The organism is Serratia sp. OLAL2, from assembly GCF_002752475.1.
GTDB lineage: Bacteria > Pseudomonadota > Gammaproteobacteria > Enterobacterales > Enterobacteriaceae > Serratia > Serratia bockelmannii.
This window is the reverse complement of the sequence record NZ_MSTL01000018.1, coordinates 470,097-488,591: the sequence shown is the minus strand read 5'-3', so window position 1 is coordinate 488,591 and position 18,495 is coordinate 470,097. Positions and strand designations below refer to the sequence as shown.

Below are 18,495 nucleotides of genomic sequence, written 5' to 3'. Positions count from 1 at the left end.
TCGGGCTGAGCCGGCCGGAGCGGCCGGTATCGGGATTATTTGTGCCGCAGCGGCACATCTTTCAAGAGCCAGGTCAGCGCAAAAGCCAGCGCCATCACCCCGGCGGCAATTTGATACACCGAATGGATCGCCCCGCCGAAGGCCTGCAGGTAATCCTGCTGCAGCGCCGCCGGCAAATGGTGCACCGCTTCTGCGCCGAGCGCGCGCGGCAGCTGCGCGCCTTCCGGCAACAGCGCCGCCAAACGGGTGTGCAACACCTGCGTGAAAATTGCCCCGAACACCGCCACGCCTATCGAACCGCCGATAGAGCGGAACAGCGTGGCGCTGGACGTCGCGACCCCGATATGTCGGGGCTCCACGCTGTTTTGCGCCGCCAAAATCATCACTTGCATCACCATGCCAAGCCCCAATCCCAGCAGGCAAAGGTACAGATACAGTTGTTGCACCGGCGTGTTATTGGTCAGGGTGCCGAGCAGCGTCATCGCCCCCAGCGCACACAGGGTACCGACGATCGGGAACAGGCGATATTTACCGCGTTTGCTGATGATCCGCCCGCTGATGATCGAGCTGACCATAAGGCCGCCCATCAACGGCAGCAGCTGCATCCCGGCCTGCGATGGCGTCGAGCCTTTTACCACCTGCAGATACAGCGGCAGGAAAGTTACGGAGCCGAACAGCGACATGCCGACGATAAAGCCGATCAGGCCGCACAGCACGAAGGTGCGGTTGCGAAACAGCCCGAGGGGAATGATCGGTTCACCGGCCAGACGTTCCTCATAGATAAAGCCGCCCAGCGACACCAGGCCAAAGGCCAGAATGCACCACAGCTGGCCGTCCGACCAGGCCATTACCGTGCCGCCCTGGCTGGTGAACAGGATGATACAGGTGAGCGCCATCGCCAGGTAACCGGCGCCGAGGAAGTCGATTTCATGTCGCACTCGATTAACCTGCGACTGAAATACCGCGCCAATCACCAGCAGGGCGAACAGGCCCAGCGGCAGATTGATGTAGAAAATCCAGCGCCAGGAAAAATGCTGCACCAGTAAGCCGCCGATCAACGGCCCCACCACCGTGGCCAGGCCGAATACCCCACCGAACAGCCCCTGATAACGGCCGCGTTCCGCCGGCGGGATCACGTCGCCGACCACCGCCAAAGTGACCACCAACAGCCCGCCGCCGCCCAACCCTTGCAGCGCGCGCATCATAATCAGCTGTGTCATGTTTTGCGCTAGCCCACACAGTACCGACCCAAGCAAAAACAGCAAAATAGCGATTTGCAGCACAATCTTGCGGCCGAAAAGATCGCCGAATTTGCCGTACAGCGGCACCACGATAGTGGAAGACAGCAGATAGGCTGTCACCACCCAGGACAGTTTCTCAAGACCACCAAACTCGCCGACGATGGTCGGCAGCGCGGTGGAGACAATGGTTTGATCCAGCGCCGCCAGTAGCATCACCAGCAGCAACGCGGAAAACAGCAACGGGAGCGAAGGCGCCTTGGCAGGCGCCCCGCCGTGATCGGGCCGGATTGTCGGGTTTTCAATCGTCATCGGAGTCAGTTCACTTGTAATTAATTAATCGCATAATTAATATATGAGTCATCCTTTTTTCCGGTCAATGGATCTTATCGCGATGACAGCACGAAACGTTCAAACTCCCGCCAAGCCTCGCCGCCCCGGCCGGCCGAGCGGCGGTGCCAAAGGGGCGGACAAACGCGAGCATTTGCTTGATACCGCGCTGAACCTGTTTGCCCGCCAGGGGATCGTAGACACCTCATTGAATGCCATTGCGCGCGAAGCAAACGTCACCCCGGCCATGCTGCACTACTACTTTCATAACCGGGAACAGTTGCTGGACGTGCTGATCGAAGAGCGCTTTCTGCCAGTGCGCAAGATGGCCGGCGAGGTGTTCGACGCCAACGCGGACGATCCCGTCACCGCGTTCACCCAGCTAGCGCAACGTTTTATCGACATCGCGTTGGAACACCCTTGGTTCGCCCCGCTGTGGCTGCGGGAGGTCATGAGTGAAAGTGGCGTATTGAAACAGAGAATGGATGAACGATTCGGTAATGAACGCCATCAGATCGCGTTGCAAGCCATCGCACGCTGGCAGGCGCAGGGTAAACTCAATCCCGATCTCGAGCCTGCCCTGCTGTTCTTTACGCTGTTCGGCATCACGCTGCTGCCGCTGGCCACCGCACCCAAATGGCGGCGCGAACGGGATAAAGGCCAGCTAAACGCCGAGGATATCGCCCGCCACGCCATTGCCCTGCTGCGCTACGGCATCGGCCCGGCGCGTTAACTCACCGGCACTGGGGGTTTAACCAGTCTAAACACCGTTTTGGTGTGCCAATAGTAGTCGATCGCCGCCGCGATATTCGGCATCCAGCCGTCCGGCTCATAGGGCACGAAGCCGGAAAAGCCCAGCCGGCGGGCAGAGACCTGGAATCCCGCGGCGGAGAAAATGCGCGCATAGTCGTCCAGAGCGCGATCCTGCACCACGGTATGCGTCTGTTCAGCCACCCTTTCGCGCCATTGCGGCCACAGCGGGTTGTCGGTGTGGCAACCGGTCACCGCATAATAAACGCCGCCCGGCTTCAGCACCCGCAGCATATCGGCGGCATGCTGCGCGATATCTTCGATCAGGTAGATGACTTCATGACTGAAGGCGATATCGAAGTGGTTCTCATAACCCGTCAACCGCGTGTCGGTCTGATATCCGATCGGCAGGTTTCCTTTCAGGCGGTTGGCCTGTTCGACGGACTGGCGGGCGATATCGACGCCGAGTCCTTCACGAAATGGCCGGATTTGGTGCAACAGACGCAGAAAACCGCCCTGATTGCAGCCGAAGTCCAGCACCTTGACGCCGGACAATTCGTGTTCCGGCACCAGGCTCAGCAGATGCCGCCAGATGGGCGCATGGCCTTCGGCCATGGCCTGTTCTGCGTGCGGATCGCGATACCAGGTGGGAATGCTCAAGGGTGAGTCGTTCATTATGGCCTCCTTATGTTTCCACTCAGCCAATCACACCCTATGGTGACAAACAACCGCGTGCGCATTTTTTGAACACTCACTGGTCTGGCTTGCCATGCACCGGCAGTTGGCTGGTCACGCAGTGAATGCCGCCGCCGCCGGCGGCGATGGCGTCGATCTCCAGCTGCACCACCTTGCGCTGCGGATAGAGCGCCGACAGCAGCGCAAACGCCGCCTTATCCGCCTGCGGATCCCCAAATTCAGGGGCGATCACCGCGCCGTTGATGACGAAATAGTTGATGTAGCCCGCCGCGAAATCGGGGTTGCGGCGACTGAATCGGCTTTCGCGCGGTGCCCGCGGCGGCGAAAGCGTATGTACCTGCAGCGTGCGGCCGTCGGCGTCGGTCGCTGCTTTGAGGATCGCCAGATGCGCTTGGGTAACCGCATGATCATAAGAGGCCGGATCGGTATCCAGGTTGGCCACCACCACGCCAGGCCGCACGAAACGGGCATAAAAATCGACGTGGGCATCGGTGATGTCCCGGCCTTTAATACCCGGCAGCCAGATAATTTTGCGCAGGCCGAGCATCGCCTTCAGCTCTTGCTCAACCCGGTCTCGGCTCCAGCCCGGGTTGCGGTTCGCATTCACCCAACTGCTCTCGGTCATGATGCCGGTGCCGTGCCCATCCACCTCGATGCCGCCGCCTTCGCCTACCAGCGCGCTGCGGCGCGGTTGAGCGACGCCGTATCGCCTGGCGACAAACCCTGCCAGACGCGCATCCCTGGCATGTTGCTGCTTATCGCCCCAGCCGTTGAAGTTGAAATCCACCGCGCCCAGTTCGCCGGCGTCATTGACGACGAAATTGGCGCCGATGTCGCGCATCCAGATATCATCCAGCTCAGTGACAACATAGCTGACGTTGTGACTGCCGCAGGTGGCCTCAGCCAATTGCCGTTCATTGCCGCGGCAAAAAACCGTCAACGGCTGAAAGTCGGCGATGGCGCGGGCGATGCGCCCCTGCGCTGCCTGCACGTCCGCGGTGAACCCGCCCCAAATCGCACGCTGCGCGCCGAAAGCGAGAAACGCCCGCTGTTGCGGTTCCCCTTCGTCGGGCATCCGCCAGGCCGGATTAAGCGCAGCTTTCGCGTGACCGCGTAACGGGATGCCCAATGATGCCGTCAAGCTCACACCGGCCACCGCCGAAAGCTGCTTGATAAAGGTGCGACGCGTTGACATAAATAGCCTCTTTAAATTGATTTAAATTCAAACTGTTAGCCGGTTTTTTTACGCTCCAGCGCTTGAATCCCATGCTAGTCTTCCCCTGCCACCGCGACAAACGATATATTTAGCGGATATCTGATTAGACAGGCTTATCGATAATGTTAAAACACTGGCCCCCCTTGAGCGCCCTGCGCGGTTTCGAAGCGGCGGCGCGCCTGGGCAGTTTTCATCAGGCTGCCGAAGAGCTGCACCTGACTCAGTCGGCGATCAGCCAGCAAATCCGCAGCCTCGAGGCGTTTCTGGAGCAACCGCTGTTCTTCCGCACCGGCCGCAGCGTGGCGCTGACCGACGCCGGCCACGATCTGTTCAGCACCGCACAGGTGATGCTGCAACAGCTGGCCGTCGGCATTCGCCGTTTGGATCAGTACCGCAAACCCAACCAACTGATCGTTAACACCACCCCGGCCTTTGCCCGCCACTGGCTGACGCCGCGGCTGGGCGATTTCAATCGGCAGCATCCGCAGATCGATCTGTGGCTGTTCACCAGCTTTGAACCGCCGGATATGGCGACGGACAGCATCGATCTGGCGATCCGTGACGATCTCAGCGCGCAGGCGGACTGCACCTTTAACGTTCTCTGTACCGACCGACTCTACCCCGCCTGCCACCCCAGCCTGCTGGCGTTGACGCCGGAGCAGCGCGTGACCTTGCACGGCGAACGCGAGATGGATTGGAGCCACTGGGCAGTGGCGGGCGGCGCGCACGTCGGCCAGCGCGACAGCGGGCTGAACTTCTCCGATCCTGGTCTGCTGCTGGACGCCGCCTGCAATGGCCTCGGCATCGCGTTGGTCAGCCAATTGCTGGCGCAACACGCGCGCGACGCCGGGCTGCTGCAACCGTTAACCGAGCAACGCGTGCGCGGCGCCAACTGGGCGTGGCTGCTGCACCGCGACAGCGAACACAATCCGCTCGCCCGGCACTTCTGCCAATGGCTGCAGTCGGCGCTGCCCGCCGGCGCATAACGCGCCACGTCACGATTTGCTACTCTGGTCAGGCGGCCCCGCCTGCCCGCTGCTACTTTCAATAAAGCGTCGCAACAGCCCGAAGAAAACGCGCTAACCTGCTGTTTCAAAATAATTAGTTGAATTCACCTGATAACTGAACATCGCTAAAAGGATCTTCTATGTCTGCCGGTTTATTGAAAACGATAGCTCTGAGCGTGGCCCTTGCCTGCACCGTTCCCGCTGCCTTTGCCGCCGAACTGACCGCCGGCGCGGTCGCCGCCCCGGATCAGTATGGCGCCAAGGTCGCCGCGCACATTCTGCAGGCCGGCGGCAATGCGGTCGATGCGGCGGTCGCCACCGCCTTTACCCTGGCCGTTACCTACCCTGAAGCCGGCAATATCGGCGGCGGCGGCTTTATGACGCTGTACGTCGACGGCAAACCCTATTTCCTCGACTACCGCGAAGTGGCGCCCAAGGCCGCCGGCAAAACTATGTATCTGAACGAGAAAGGCGAAGTGATCGAGAATCTCAGCCTGGTGGGCAGCCGCGCCGCCGGCGTGCCGGGCACCGTGCTGGGATTGTGGGAAGCGCATAAACGCTTCGGCAAGTTGCCCTGGGCCGAGCTGCTGACGCCGGCGATCGGTTACGCCCGGCAAGGCTTCACCGTGGCGGATCAGCAGTATCAGTACCGCGAAGACGCCAACAAGCTGTTCGCCGGTAAAACCAACTTCGGCGACTATTTCGGCGCCATGAAGCCCGGCACGGTGTTCAAGCAGCCGGAGCTGGCCGCCACCCTTGAGCGCATCGCCAAATCGGGCGCCGACGATTTTTATCACGGCGAAACCGCTCGCCTGCTGGTGGCGCAAATGCAGCGCGACAACGGGCTGATCGGCGCGGCGGATTTGGCCGACTATCGGGTGAAATGGCGTGAACCGATGCGCATCAGCTGGCGCGGCAACACCGTGTATACCGCCCCGCTGCCCAGCTCCGGCGGCATCGCGCTGGCGCAGCTGCTGGGGATCAAAGAAGATCGCGCCGCCGACTTCAAGGGCGTGCCGCTGAACTCGGCGCGCTACATCCACCTGCTGGCGGAAATCGAAAAACGCGTGTTCGCCGATCGCGCCGACTACCTCGGCGATCCGGACTTCACCCAGGTGCCGGAAGCGCAGCTGATCGCCCCCGACTACCTGAAAAAACGCGCCGCCGAGATCAACCCGACGGCGATCTCGCCGACCGAAAAGGTGCGGCCGGGGCTGGAAACCCACCAAACCACCCACTTCTCGATCGTCGATGCCGCCGGCAACGCGGTCAGCAACACCTATACGCTCAACTGGGACTTCGGCAGCGGCGTGGTGGTCAAAGGCGCCGGCTTCCTGCTTAACGACGAGATGGACGACTTCAGCGCCAAACCCGGCGTCGCCAACGCCTTCGGCGTGGTGGGCAGCGACGCCAACGCCATCGAGCCGGGCAAGCGCATGCTCTCCTCGATGAGCCCGACCATCATCACCCGCGACGGCGACGTCACCCTGGTGATCGGCACCCCGGGCGGTTCACGCATCTTCACCTCGATCTTCCAGGTGATCAACAACCTCTACGATTACCACCTGCCGCTGGCGCAGGCGGTCGCCGCCCAGCGCGTGCACCATCAGCTGTTGCCGAAGGACACCGTCTACTATGACAGCTTTGCGCCGCTGACCGGCAAACCGGCGGACGAGCTGAAGGCCATGGGTTACACCCTCGAAGACCAGGGCTGGAACATGGGGGATATTCAGGCTATCCGCATCGATGGCCGCACGCCGGAAACCGCATCAGATCCGCGCGGCCGCGGCGTCGGACTGGTGGTGAAAAAGTAACGCGCCGGCGGCCCGCTTCAGCCACGCCGGGCCGCCGTTCTCCCCGCACAGACTGACGTTGCTCCCTTTTTCACTCATCTATACTGAATCGACAGGCTCGCGTTTAACGGCGACGGCGCTTGCGTTCCATCTTGGACGATAAAAATAATATTTTCAGTAAATCAATCACCTGCATTTATCGTAAGCGATGTCGGAGGCAATCAACAATGGCGAAAAGACGAGCAGTACCCGGGGTGCATCCCTACGATGGGCCCGCCGGCGGTTGGGGCGCACTAAAAGCGACGGCCATCGCCGTGCGCACGCAGATGGACACCTTAGAAGCGCCGGTGACGCTGATGCGCACCAATCAACCCGACGGTTTTGATTGTCCGGGGTGCGCATGGCCGGATAAAGAACATCGATCTACCTTCCAGTTTTGTGAAAACGGCGCCAAAGCCGTGACCTGGGAAGCGACCAGCAAGCGCGTGACGCCCGAATTTCTGGCGCAGAACACCGTAACGTCGCTGCTGCAGAAAACCGATTACCAGTTGGAAGACTATGGCCGCCTGACAACCCCTCTGTGCTATGACGCCGGGACGGACACATTGCGCCCGCTGGCCTGGGATGAGGCGTTTCAACGCATCGCCGCCGTTTTGCAAACGCTGCCGCCGGAGCAGGTGGAGTTTTATACCTCCGGCCGGGCGTCCAATGAGGCGGCCTATCTGTTCCAGCTGTTTGCGCGGGAGTTCGGCAGCAATAACTTCCCCGACTGTTCCAATATGTGCCATGAGCCGACCAGCGTTGGCCTGCCCCAGTCGATCGGCATCGGTAAAGGCACCGTGTCGCTGGACGACTTTGACAGCGCGGAGCTGATTATCTCCATCGGGCACAATCCGGGCACCAATCACCCGCGCATGATGGGCACGCTGCATGAACTGGCGCGTAAAAAGGTGCCGATTATCGTGTTTAACCCGCTGCGCGAGCGGGCGCTCGAGCGTTTCACCGATCCGCAAAACGTCATCGAAATGGCGACCTACAGTTCGACCCCTATCGCGTCCACCTACTATCAGGTCAAGGCCGGCGGCGACGCCGCAGCGCTCAAAGGCATCGCCAAAGCGCTGCTGCAGCTGGATGAAACACAAGGCAACGCCGTGGATCACGCCTTTATTGCCGAGCACACGCAAGGCTTTGCCGCTTTCGCCGCCGATCTGGCGGCCACCCATTGGGAGGCTATCGAAGCGGAGAGCGGCCTGGCGCGCCAGGACCTGGAACGGGTCGCCACCGCCTACGCAAAATCCAACGCCACCATCGTGACCTACGGCATGGGCATTACGCAGCACAATAAAGGGACGGCCAATGTGCGCCTGATCGCCGATCTGCTGCTGCTACGCGGCAACATCGGCAAACCGGGCGCCGGCATCTGCCCGCTGCGCGGCCACTCCAATGTGCAGGGCAACCGCACCGTCGGCATCACCGAAAAACCGTCGGCCGATTTTTTGGCAAAGCTGGAAACGGTGTTTGGCTTCACGCCGCCCAAAGCCCATGGTCACGATGCCGTGAAATGCATGCAGGCGATGATCGATGGTGCCTCGAAGGCGTTGATCTGCCTGGGCGGCAACTTCGCCGTAGCATTGCCGGACCCCGAGCAGAGCTTCCCGGCGATGAAAGCCCTGGAGTTAAGCGTGCATATCGGCACCAAACTCAACCGCAGCCATCTGTTGGTGGCAAAAGAAACCCTCATTCTGCCCTGCCTGGGCCGCACCGAACTGGACATGCAGGCCGGCGGGCGGCAATCGGTGACGGTGGAGGATTCGATGTCGATGGTGCATGCGTCATCCGGCAAATTAAAACCGGCGTCGGAACTGCTGCGTTCGGAACCCGCCATTGTGGCCGGCATGGCCAAAGCGGTGATGCCCGCCAGCAAGGTGCCCTGGGATGAGCTGATCGAAGATTACGACGTGATCCGCGAGCTGATCGAAAAAACCATTCCCGGCTTCGACGATTACAACGCGCGTATTCGCCAACCCGGCGGCTTCCGCATGCCGCTGCCGCCGACCGAACGCCAGTGGCCGACGGCGACGGGCAAGGCGATGTTTTCCGTATTCAGCGGGCTGCATGAGGACGAGATAACGACAGACAAAGACACGCTGCGGCTGATCACGCTGCGCAGCCACGATCAGTACAACACCACCATCTATGCTCTGGACGATCGCTACCGCGGGGTCTTCGGCCGGCGCGACGTGCTGTTCATGAATGACAGCGATCTGCAACGTTTGGGGCTGGAACATGGCGACGTGGTCGATCTGGAAACGGCGCTGCCCGGCAGCACCCTGCGCCTGGAGGGCATCACGGTGATCGCCTACAACATCTCAGCCGGTTCGGTCGGCGCCTACTACCCGGAGGCCAACGTGCTGGTACCGCTGCATTACATCGATGAGGAAAGCGGCACGCCTTCGTATAAATCGGTGCCGATCCGCGTGAAGTTGAGATCCAAAGAGGTGCGCGCGGTCGATATCGCCTGACGGAAGCGGTTTGAGCCTTTCTCCGCATGGAGAAAGGCTTCTCCCCCTTTAGACCTGCGCCACCAACACATTAACGTTGGCGGGGAAAACCAAGCCTTCTAATGCGTTACCGCTGTCGGAGGTCACCAGATAATCGACCTCGGGCCATTTGGCCACCAGGGTCATCGCATGCCCGCGCAGCTTATTTTCGTCGGCCAGCACGATGCACTTGCGGCTCTGGGCAATCATTTTGCGCGCGATGGCCGCTTCATTGACGTTCTGATCCATTACGCCGGTCTGCACGTTGACCGCGCCGGCACCGATGATGGCGTAATCGGCGAAAAATGCCTCGATGTTATTCAACGCGATTGCACCCAGGCACGCCATTTTGGAGTCGATGAACTGCCCGCCGATCAGCACCACGTCAATGGAGTCATTTTCCAGACAGACGTTGGCAATCAACGGCGAGTTGGTGATGACCGTCAGTTGATCGATCGTCGCCAACTGCCGGGCAAACTCCAGCGTGGTGGAGCCGAAATCCACGAACACCGTATCGCCCGGTTGGAGCAGCGTCGCCGCTTTCTCCGCGATGGCGCGCTTCTCGGCCTCGGCGATTTTGGCCCGCTCGTTGAATTCATGCTCGAATTTAAACTGGCTGCTCACTGCGCCGCCGTGGATCTTCTTGATCAGCCGATAGTCTTCCAGCTTGTTCAGGTCGCGCCGAATGGTTTCCTGCGAAACCTGGAATTTATCCGCCAGCTCATTCACGTAAACCCGGCCGTTGGCCTGGATCAGCGCCAGTATTTCATTGCGCCTTTCCACGGAATTAGAGATATCCATTCACATTACACTCGCTGCCTTTAGTAAGAGTGACTGCCTCCGCCGAGACTTGCGGCGTTAACTGACGGAATACTACGGGTTTCAGGGCGTTAGACGCAAGCCGTTGCCATCGTTCACCCGGCGGATTCTATGCTGATGTGCAGTGCGTCACGCTCGCCGTCGGGCGGCAAGGCGATGTTGCGCAGCAGGATCCGCCGTTCCGGCAGGCAGCGGTGCGTTTTGCGATACAGCACTTCGTCGCCCAGCCGCACCACCACCGAACCGGACACCGCCTGTTCCACGCGCATATTGATCGTGACCGTGGTGGCTTTGCCTGACAGCGCCACGTTGGTAGGCGCGGTCAGGCGGATCCGTTCGTCATGCCGCACCGGGAGGATTTGCCGCGCCGGTGGCAGCGTGCGCTGCAGCGAACGGGCAACGGCCTCGCCAACGCGCAGCCCTTCCTGATAGCACTGGTCGCCCATGTCCGCCGGATGCAGCATGTTGCCGACGGCGAAATAGGCGGCGTCGGAACAGCGGCCGAACTGATCGGTCAACGGGCAGCCGCTCTCCGGCCGTTGCGCCAGGTGGCTCTGGCGGATCAGCGTATATTCCCCGGTGAAGCGGCCGGTGAAGATCAGGCTGTCGCAGGCGATGCGCTGCTTCTCCCCCTGGCGGTTTTCCACCTCGATGGACTCAACCCGATCGTGGCCGGCAATATCGGTCACCCGCGAATAATAATGAATCGGCACCCCCATCAGACGCGCATAGAGCGCGCTCAACCTCCAGGCGACGGGCCTGCCGCCGCTTTCAATCATGGCGACGGCGCGCACGCCGGCGTTGCGCAGCGTCCATAGCGCGGAGAAACTGACCAGCTCGGTGCCGACCACCACCGGCGCCTTACCTGGCTGCAGCCCGCGCAGATAGACGAACTGCTGCAGCGCACCGGCGGTGAGTACGCCCTGCGGCCGCAGCCCGCTCACCAGTCGCGGATGGCGCGGCGTCTCGCGCACGCCGGTCGCCAGGATCACCCGCTGCGCTTTCAACGTGCTGACGCCGCGGCGATCCGTGATGGTCAGCTCGCCGTCCGGCTTGATGGCGAGCACCGTCACGCCGGTACGGATCTCCACCTGCCCGGCGCGCGCCAGTATTTTATCGACATAGGTGGATCCCAGCATCGGCCTATAAAACGTTTGCAGCCCAAAGGTGGGGTGCCGACAGTGTCTGGGCACGCCGCCCGCCTGCCGTTCCCGCTCCAGGATCACCACATCCTCGATCCCCGCTTGCCGCAGCGCGGTCGCCGCCGCGATCCCCGCCGGCCCGGCGCCGACAATCGCCACCTGATACTCAGTTTTCATCAATGCTCCCTACGGCCAGCGTCTGGCCAAAACGATCGCCTACCATTTCCGCCACCCGGCTGCTGCAATAAAACCCGTTGCAGCGCCCCATCATCACGCGCGTGCGGCGCCGCAGCCCGCCGATGCACTCCGGTGGCACGGCGGAATCGAACGTCGCCTCAATCTCCCGCTGAGTCACCAGCTCACAATGGCAAACGATGCCGCCGTTATCCGGGCGCGCGTAATCGCGCAGCGCGTAGTCGGCGAGCATCGGCATCTGCGGCCAATGCACGGTTTGCGGCGCCGTCGGCGTGAAGCACGGCGTAAAATGGTCGCGGTAAAGCTGCTCCACGTATTGCGCGATGCCGAGCGCCGCCGTCAGGCCGGTGGAGCGAATGCCCGCCACGCAGATCCACTGCCGCTCGGGATAGTGCTGAATGCGGTAGTGTTTCTGTTCGGTCGCCGGGCGTAATCCGGCATAGCTAGCGGTCACGCTGTAATTCGCCAGCGAGGGCAGCAGCCGGGTGCCCTGTTCGATCAGTTCGCGCATTTTGGTTTCGTCTACCGTTGCCGTTTCTCGATCCTGCTGTTCTTCGGCGGTCGGCCCCAGCAGCAGATTGCCGAAGATGGTTTTCGACAGCAGCACCCCTTTGGTGATGGCCGTCGGCACCGGCAAGATAATGGCGTTGACCTGCCCGGCGGCGGCCTTGTCGAACACCAGAAACTGCCCTTTGCGCGGGCGAATTTCAAACTCGGGCTGATGGCAGAAACTTTCTACCCGGTCGCCCTGATTGCCGGCGCAGTTGATGACGATTTTGCCGTGAAACTCACCCCGGTTGCTGGTTAGCCGCCAGCCGGTCGGCACGCGTTCGGCGCCGGTCACCTCGGTATTGAAGCGATAGTTGCCGCCGTGTTTGACGCCCTGCGTCAGGTACGCCAGCGGTGTGCTCCAGGGATCGATCACGCTCTCTCCCGGCACCTCGACCGCCGCCAACGCGCCGGGCGCCAGCTGTGGCTCACGGCGATACAGCTCGGCGGCGTCGATATGTGCCACGTCCAGCACGCCATTGTCGTGCGCCTGCTGCACGATCGCGGGCAGCGCCGCCAACTGCTGCTCATCCCAGGCCACAACCAAGGCGCCGGTGGGTAACAGCGGCAAATTCATCCGTTCGCGGATGGCGATAAATTCCCGGTACCCGGCCTGCATGCAATGCAGTTCCAGGCTGCCGCTGGGCGCATCGAAGCCGGTGTGCAGCAGCGCGCTGTTGGCTTTGCTGGCGCCAGACAGGATATCGCCTCCCTTTTCCAACAGCAGCGTTCGGGCGCCCATCAGGCAGAATTGGCGGAATACCGCACACCCGACCACACCGCCGCCAATCACGACAATGTCCCAATCCGTTTGTTCTTCCATCATGCTGATGTCCCGTTTTGATGTGATAACCACAATAAAACCACACAATAACCGCATTTGAAATGGTAAAAACAACACAACTCCCAAAAAAAAGCCGCAGAACGCGGTGATAAGCAAAAAGTATGAGGTCGATCACGCGGGGTTATTTTATCTTGTGATTTATGTTGCTTTAATGTGTGAAATTGAAGATAGATTATTAAAACAGTCATACAACCAACACCAGGCACAATAAAAAACAAAACCTATAAGAGAGCGAAGCAATGATGAATCAACGTTATGCCGCGATTGATCAGGGGACCACCGGCACCCGGGTCGTGGTGTTCGGCGAAGACGGCAGGCACCATTCGCCGGCCAGCATGCCGCACAAGCAGATCACCCCCAATCCGGGCTGGGTGGAACACGACGCCCTGGAGATTCTGGCGAATATCCGCCGCTGTCTCAGCCAGTGCGACATGGTGGACGCCATCGGTTTAGGGCATCAGGGCGAAAGTCTGCTGGCCTGGGACGCCGACAGCGGCCTGCCGCTGTACAACGCCATCGTTTGGCAAGATCAGCGCACCGAGCCGGAGATCCAGCGCCTGAAACGCGAAGGCGTCGAACCGCTGGTGATGGCGAAAACCGGCCTGCCGCTCGATACCTACTTCTCCGCCAGCAAGATGGGCTGGCTGATGAATAACGCGCCGGGGGCCAGGCAGTTGGCGCAACGCGGCCGCCTGCGGCTCGGCACCATGGACGCCTTCTTCCTGTTCCACCTGTGCGGCCGGCATCTCACCGACTATAACTCGGCCTCGCGCACCTCGTTGTTCAACATTCATACCCTGCAGTGGGACGAGGAGCTGTGCCGTTTGTTCGGCGTGCCGATCGACAGCCTGCCCGAGGTCAGAGACAACATCGGCCACTTCGGCGACGTCGTGCTCAACGGCAAACCGGTGCCGCTGACGGCCTGCATCGTCGACCAGTTTGCCGGTACATACGGCCACGGCTGCCATCAACCGGGGCAGATGAAGATCACCTTCGGTACCGGCGCTTTTTTACAGGCGATCACCGGGCCGCGTCCGATCGATGCCGGCGAGTCCGGCCTGTTGCCCACGCTGTGCTGGAAGCTGCCCGGCAGCGAGCCGGTGTATGGCCTGGACGGCGGCGTTTATAACGCCGCCTCCGCCATTAACTGGGCGAGAAAGATAGGCCTGTTCAACGATTTCGATGAATTCGGCGATTTCCCGGCCCAGCCGGCCATCGCGCGCGGCCTGGCCTTTGTACCGGCGCTCTCCGGGCTGGCCTGCCCGTACTGGGATCGCTCCGCCGCCGGGATGTGGGCCGGCCTGTCGCTGGAAACCGAACGCAAGGATCTGCTGCAGTCAATACTCGAAGGCATCGCCATGCGTTCCGCCGAGGTGATCAACGCCATGGATAAGTTGAAACCGATCGGCGACAGCATTTCGGTGGACGGTGGTCTGTCCGCCAACCGCTATTTCACGCAGTTCCTCGCCAACCTGATCCAAAAGCGCATCGTTACGCCCGCCAATAAAGAGATCACCGCTCAGGGCGTGGCGCTGTTGGCGCGTAAAGGGCTGGGCGTGGAACAGCCGCTCAAGGTGCTCAACCGCTATGAAGTGACGGAGCCCACCGAGGTCGATATGGCGGTCTGGTTTGCCCGCTATCAGGAAATCATCGCGCGTTCGCGCGGCTTACGTTCATCGCAGGAGGAACACCATGGCTGAGTTCGGTAATTTCATCATCTATATCATCATGGCCGGCACTCTGATCGGTGCGCTGGCGTCGATCGTCAAACCGGAAGGCGAACTGGGACGTGAGTTCGTCAACGGCATTCACGCCATCGGCCCGGTGTTTCTCGCCCAGGCGGGCATCATGGCGGCGATCCCAATCATCTCTTACCTGATCATGTACAGCATCGGCCCCTTCTTCTCGGCGCTCGGCTCCGACGCCTCGATCGCGGCGCTGGCGGTGATCGCCGTGGACATGGGCGGCTATCAGTTGGCTGACGCCATCGCCGCCAACCGCGACATGTGGATCGTCGCCATGTTGGTGGGCTACACCTCCGGCGCCAGCATCGTGTACCTGATCCCGGTCGGGCTTATCATGCTGAACCGCGACGACCATAAATATCTGGCGCTGGGCGCCATGGCGGGCCTGATCAGCATTCCGTTCGCCGTGCTGATCGCCCTGGTGACCATCACCTTCAACAACCTGCCGGTCAGGGAGATTATCTCCACCACGTCACCTGCCGCGCACTATCTGCAGTTGGACTTGCTGCAGGCGCTGCGGCTGCTGTCCCCGCTGTTCGCCCTGTGCTTCCTGTTGGCGTTGGGGCTGAAGCTGCGGCCGGCGGCGATGGTGAAAGGGTTCCTGATCTTCGGCAAGGCGGCGGATGCCTTTATCAAGCTGGTGTTGGCGCTGTGCATCATCGAGCATTTCACCGGTGTGTTTAAAAAGGTGTTCGGCGGCTGGGTATTCGATCCGTTATTTGCCGACAAAGACGAATTATTCCGCGCTATCGAGATCGCCGGTTATATCGGCATTATGTTGGCGGGCACATTCCCCATTTGTTATTTATTCCAGCGCTATTGCCGCAAGCCGATGCATTTCATCGGTAAAAAGCTCGGTTTATCGGATACCGGCGCGCTGGGCTTTATTATGGTATTGGCCAATATCATCGCCGTTTATCACCTGTTCAAAGGCATGCGCGCCCGCGATAAGGTGCTGTGCGTGGCCTTCGGCATCTGCGCACAGGCCACGCTGGGCGATCACCTGGCGTTTACCGCCAACTTCCAACCTTCGCTGGTGTTGCCGATCATGATGGGCAAATTCCTCGGCGGCATGATTGCTGTCCTGATCGCCATCAAGATCTCGGTGCCGGAAGCCGAATTGCTGGAAAAAGAACAGACGCAAAGGCAGTCGACGGCCATCGCCGCCGCCGCTCGCTAAATTTATCCCTAAGCCATAAAAATAAACGGGGCGCCGCCTCACGGGGAAGCTGCGCCCTTTTTTCGCCCCGACCATCAATTATTGAGAGAACAAACGGTAATGAGAAAAATATTTTTAGCCTGCCCCTACAGCCACGCCGACGCCAACGTCGTGCAGCAACGCTTTATCGCGTGCAACGACGTCGCCGCCGCTATCGTACGCGCCGGCAGCGCCGTTTTTAGCCAGGTCAGCATGTCACATCCGATCAACCTGTGTTTGCAAGAGCTCGACAAAACCGCCATCGGCAAGCTGTGGGCACCGATCGACGCCCTGTTCATGGCGGCGATGGATGAGTTGATCGTGCTCGATTTGCCGGGTTGGCAAGAGAGCGGCGGCATCAAGCGCGAGATGGACGCTTTCGCCGCACGCGGCTGCCGCGTCAGCCTGTGGTCTGAGGTCGCGGGCGAGTTCAACTGAGGCGTGCGCCCCGCCGCTAAGCGCGACGGGGCAGCGGCTTATTTGCCGTTGGCCAATTCGCCGTACACCACCTGGCCGCGGAAACCGCGCCGCACCTGCTGGAACAGCTCGCGGAACGCCGGGTAATCCTGCGCCTGGCACAGCGCTTCCTTGCCGCGAATGGCGTTCACCTGCAGGTGGTGATTGACGGTCACCTGCTGCCCGTCGCGCCGCCACGCCACGCGATAGTCGCCCGCCGCATTGCGGAACTGTCTGTCTTGCGGAATGGCGATGATCGGCACGTTGGCCGGCAGCTGCAGACGGTAGGTTTCGTCGTAGCGCTGCGCGCTGCAGTAGAACGGCGTTTCGTTGTCCGGTGCCGCCGTGGTGGTATACAGCGTGCGGAACGATTTGCCACCGGGCGGATTAGGTAGCGTCATGCCGCCCACCACGCCGAAATCGACGTAGTCGTCCGCCTTGAAGCGGAAACGGTAACCGAACTGTTTTTTGAGATCCAGCGGATCGCTGTTCATCGCCACTTCGCCGCTGCCGTCGATACCGGAGGCGGACATGATCGACGCTTCGGCCTGCGCCCGGTTCTGCCGGTTGATCTGCGAGAAATAGCCCCGCAGGTCAATTTCTTCCACTTCGCTCAGCCGACGCTCGGTTTGTCCGTGCAGATTGCCCGCTTTGTCAAACACGAAATCGACGCTCAGCGCGCTCTTGACCGGCTGCTCATCGCTGCCCGGCGTGCGCGCCAGCTTGGCGTCGCGCGTCAGCAGCACCGGCGCCCCCAGATCGCCTTGCGGCAGTTGCCCGAACCGCGCCCAGGGATTGGTGGAGTCCAGGTACAGTTTGAACTCCGGCACATAGGTGATGGCGTGATTAAAGCGGCTGAGCAGCGGCACTTTAGGCAGTAACGGGCCTTCATCCATACCGATCAGCACCGGTGAGCTTTCAATACCCTTGGCAGCGAGCAGCGCCTCCAGGATCACCACGTGGTCCTTACAGTCGCCGTAGTGGTTGTCGAGAATGCTCTGCGCCGAATTCGGCTCCAGCCCACCGTTGCCAAGATACACCGCCACGTAGCGAATGTTTTGCGCCACCCAGCGATAGAGGGCCTCCGCCTGCTCGCGCCGATCGCTGATGCCGGCGGTGATGTTGTCTGCCAGTGCCTGGATGCCCGGCGTCACCTTCGCCGCCGCACCGGCCTTCAGCTGATAGGCCTTGGCCAACTGCGGCCACTCGCGGTAGGTGCTCGCCATGATGGTCGGGCTGAAGGTCCAGCTGTCCGCTGCCCAGTTTTGTGATTTCATCGGCGCGCTGCGCGAATAATGCCAGCGCCAGTGCGCTTGGCCGTTGCGGATCTGCGGCTTGTCCCCGCCTTCCACGCCACGCGTGAAGATATGCATCGGCAGCTTGGCCGGTGCCTGCAGGGTCACTTCGGCGTCGTCGAACTGATCGAAAACGCTGAACGTCTCCCACAGGCCGAAATAGTCGGGGAAATACGGGGTGTTTTGCGTGCGGCGCAGCTCATACACCACCCGCGAGCCCGGCGCCAGGTTGGAGAACACGATGACGCGCACTTTGCGGTCGGCATACAGCGGGGCCGTGGCGCTGGAGTAACTCTCCTGGGTATAGATGCGATCGGGCGCCACGTCGTGCCGCTGGCCGTCGGCAGTCAGCGTGTAGGCGGCGACCACCTCCAGCGTTTCCATTTTTTCGCTGTAGCTCAGGCGGATCTGGCTGAATTTTTCGACCGCCGCCTTGGTCTTCAGCAGCACTTCGTAGCTTTCCGTCTTCACGTTGGTGGCGTTGGCGTTGACGCGGTAATCCGCGCGATAGCGCACGAAGCTGAAATCGTTGTTGGCCGTGTCGTTCTGGCCCTGATCCGCCGCGACGGGCGGTGTAGCGGCCAACACGGTGGCCGGGTGCGTTGCCGTCAAACCGGCGAATAACAGCAGGGAAGGAATAGCGATTTTCATCTTCGGTCCTTGAAGGGCAATAAACGGCGAC

At 61.1% G+C, this 18,495-nt stretch carries 14 protein-coding genes; 7 read left to right on the top strand and 7 right to left on the bottom strand.

All coding sequences use genetic code 11. The annotated features are described in order from the left end of the window. Nucleotides 1-35: 35 nt before the first annotated feature. Nucleotides 36-1,550: an MDR family MFS transporter gene (locus BVU99_RS15755; RefSeq protein ID WP_099817266.1), complete on the bottom strand. Its 1,515-nt coding sequence runs from the start codon at nucleotides 1,548-1,550 to the stop codon at nucleotides 36-38. An 82-nt stretch (nucleotides 1,551-1,632) separates the two neighbouring features. On the opposite strand from BVU99_RS15755, the gene BVU99_RS15750 reads away from it, so the two are divergent. Next, nucleotides 1,633-2,301 carry a TetR/AcrR family transcriptional regulator gene (locus BVU99_RS15750; protein WP_225735578.1) on the top strand — a complete coding sequence of 223 codons (669 nt, stop codon included), beginning with the start codon at nucleotides 1,633-1,635 and terminating at the stop codon, nucleotides 2,299-2,301. Here BVU99_RS15750 and BVU99_RS15745 read toward each other — a convergent pair. Beyond that, nucleotides 2,298-2,993 carry a class I SAM-dependent methyltransferase gene (locus tag BVU99_RS15745; protein ID WP_099817265.1) on the bottom strand — a complete coding sequence of 232 codons (696 nt, stop codon included), beginning with the start codon at nucleotides 2,991-2,993 and terminating at the stop codon, nucleotides 2,298-2,300. The two genes, BVU99_RS15750 and BVU99_RS15745, sit on opposite strands and share 4 nt — an antisense overlap. A gap of 76 nt (nucleotides 2,994-3,069) precedes the next feature. Continuing rightward, the gene (locus tag BVU99_RS15740; RefSeq protein WP_099817264.1) at nucleotides 3,070-4,209 is read right to left on the bottom strand and encodes an agmatine deiminase family protein; all 1,140 of its coding nucleotides are present in this window, start codon (nucleotides 4,207-4,209) and stop codon (nucleotides 3,070-3,072) included. Between the two features lie 143 nt (nucleotides 4,210-4,352). Between BVU99_RS15740 and BVU99_RS15735 the strand changes: the two genes are divergently transcribed. From BVU99_RS15735 to BVU99_RS15725, 3 genes are all read left to right on the top strand, one after another. After that, a complete protein-coding gene (locus BVU99_RS15735; RefSeq protein ID WP_025302888.1) occupies nucleotides 4,353-5,216 on the top strand; it encodes a LysR substrate-binding domain-containing protein in 864 nt (287 codons plus the stop codon). A 161-nt stretch (nucleotides 5,217-5,377) separates the two neighbouring features. After that, nucleotides 5,378-7,051 carry a gamma-glutamyltransferase gene (ggt, locus tag BVU99_RS15730; protein WP_043143523.1) on the top strand — a complete coding sequence of 558 codons (1,674 nt, stop codon included), beginning with the start codon at nucleotides 5,378-5,380 and terminating at the stop codon, nucleotides 7,049-7,051. Between the two features lie 206 nt (nucleotides 7,052-7,257). Next, nucleotides 7,258-9,552, top strand: a complete 2,295-nt coding sequence (locus BVU99_RS15725) for an FdhF/YdeP family oxidoreductase (protein WP_099817263.1) — start codon at nucleotides 7,258-7,260, stop codon at nucleotides 9,550-9,552. 48 nt (nucleotides 9,553-9,600) lie between these two features. Here the strand turns inward: BVU99_RS15725 and BVU99_RS15720 are convergent, their stop codons facing one another. From BVU99_RS15720 to BVU99_RS15710, 3 genes are all read right to left on the bottom strand, one after another. Then, the gene (locus BVU99_RS15720; RefSeq protein WP_099817262.1) at nucleotides 9,601-10,371 is read right to left on the bottom strand and encodes a DeoR/GlpR family DNA-binding transcription regulator; all 771 of its coding nucleotides are present in this window, start codon (nucleotides 10,369-10,371) and stop codon (nucleotides 9,601-9,603) included. A 113-nt stretch (nucleotides 10,372-10,484) separates the two neighbouring features. Then, entirely contained in the window at nucleotides 10,485-11,708 is a 1,224-nt protein-coding gene (locus BVU99_RS15715; protein ID WP_099817261.1) for an FAD-dependent oxidoreductase, read from the bottom strand. Beyond that, a complete protein-coding gene (locus tag BVU99_RS15710) occupies nucleotides 11,698-13,101 on the bottom strand; it encodes an NAD(P)/FAD-dependent oxidoreductase (RefSeq protein ID WP_099817260.1) in 1,404 nt (467 codons plus the stop codon). The genes BVU99_RS15715 and BVU99_RS15710 overlap by 11 nt, the downstream gene beginning before the upstream one ends. A gap of 257 nt (nucleotides 13,102-13,358) precedes the next feature. On the opposite strand from BVU99_RS15710, the gene BVU99_RS15705 reads away from it, so the two are divergent. From BVU99_RS15705 to BVU99_RS15695, 3 genes are all read left to right on the top strand, one after another. Beyond that, nucleotides 13,359-14,819, top strand: a complete 1,461-nt coding sequence (locus BVU99_RS15705; protein WP_049205692.1) for a glycerol kinase — start codon at nucleotides 13,359-13,361, stop codon at nucleotides 14,817-14,819. Next, on the top strand, nucleotides 14,812-16,044 hold the full coding sequence (gene eutH / locus BVU99_RS15700) for an ethanolamine utilization protein EutH (RefSeq protein ID WP_033643135.1): 1,233 nt from the start codon (nucleotides 14,812-14,814) through the stop codon (nucleotides 16,042-16,044). The genes BVU99_RS15705 and eutH overlap by 8 nt, the downstream gene beginning before the upstream one ends. A gap of 99 nt (nucleotides 16,045-16,143) precedes the next feature. After that, nucleotides 16,144-16,500 (top strand): DUF1937 family protein, encoded by a 357-nt coding sequence (locus BVU99_RS15695; protein WP_049205691.1) that lies wholly within the window; start codon nucleotides 16,144-16,146, stop codon nucleotides 16,498-16,500. Between the two features lie 38 nt (nucleotides 16,501-16,538). Here the strand turns inward: BVU99_RS15695 and BVU99_RS15690 are convergent, their stop codons facing one another. Then, nucleotides 16,539-18,464 (bottom strand): DUF3857 domain-containing protein, encoded by a 1,926-nt coding sequence (locus tag BVU99_RS15690; RefSeq protein WP_025302891.1) that lies wholly within the window; start codon nucleotides 18,462-18,464, stop codon nucleotides 16,539-16,541. Nucleotides 18,465-18,495: the final 31 nt, after the last annotated feature.

Bases quoted from the DNA above. Each gene is read 5' to 3' on its own strand.
- BVU99_RS15735 (WP_025302888.1), top strand. From the start codon at position 4,353: ATGTTAAAACACTGGCCCCCCTTGAGCGCCCTGCGCGGTTTCGAAGCG.
- BVU99_RS15755 (WP_099817266.1), bottom strand. From the start codon at position 1,550: ATGACGATTGAAAACCCGACAATCCGGCCCGATCACGGCGGGGCGCCT.
- BVU99_RS15705 (WP_049205692.1), top strand. From the start codon at position 13,359: ATGATGAATCAACGTTATGCCGCGATTGATCAGGGGACCACCGGCACC.
- BVU99_RS15745 (WP_099817265.1), bottom strand. From the start codon at position 2,993: ATGAACGACTCACCCTTGAGCATTCCCACCTGGTATCGCGATCCGCAC.
- BVU99_RS15720 (WP_099817262.1), bottom strand. From the start codon at position 10,371: ATGGATATCTCTAATTCCGTGGAAAGGCGCAATGAAATACTGGCGCTG.
- BVU99_RS15740 (WP_099817264.1), bottom strand. From the start codon at position 4,209: ATGTCAACGCGTCGCACCTTTATCAAGCAGCTTTCGGCGGTGGCCGGT.
- BVU99_RS15715 (WP_099817261.1), bottom strand. From the start codon at position 11,708: ATGAAAACTGAGTATCAGGTGGCGATTGTCGGCGCCGGGCCGGCGGGG.
- BVU99_RS15695 (WP_049205691.1), top strand. From the start codon at position 16,144: ATGAGAAAAATATTTTTAGCCTGCCCCTACAGCCACGCCGACGCCAAC.
- eutH (WP_033643135.1), top strand. From the start codon at position 14,812: ATGGCTGAGTTCGGTAATTTCATCATCTATATCATCATGGCCGGCACT.
- BVU99_RS15690 (WP_025302891.1), bottom strand. From the start codon at position 18,464: ATGAAAATCGCTATTCCTTCCCTGCTGTTATTCGCCGGTTTGACGGCA.
- ggt (WP_043143523.1), top strand. From the start codon at position 5,378: ATGTCTGCCGGTTTATTGAAAACGATAGCTCTGAGCGTGGCCCTTGCC.
- BVU99_RS15725 (WP_099817263.1), top strand. From the start codon at position 7,258: ATGGCGAAAAGACGAGCAGTACCCGGGGTGCATCCCTACGATGGGCCC.
- BVU99_RS15710 (WP_099817260.1), bottom strand. From the start codon at position 13,101: ATGATGGAAGAACAAACGGATTGGGACATTGTCGTGATTGGCGGCGGT.
- BVU99_RS15750 (WP_225735578.1), top strand. From the start codon at position 1,633: ATGACAGCACGAAACGTTCAAACTCCCGCCAAGCCTCGCCGCCCCGGC.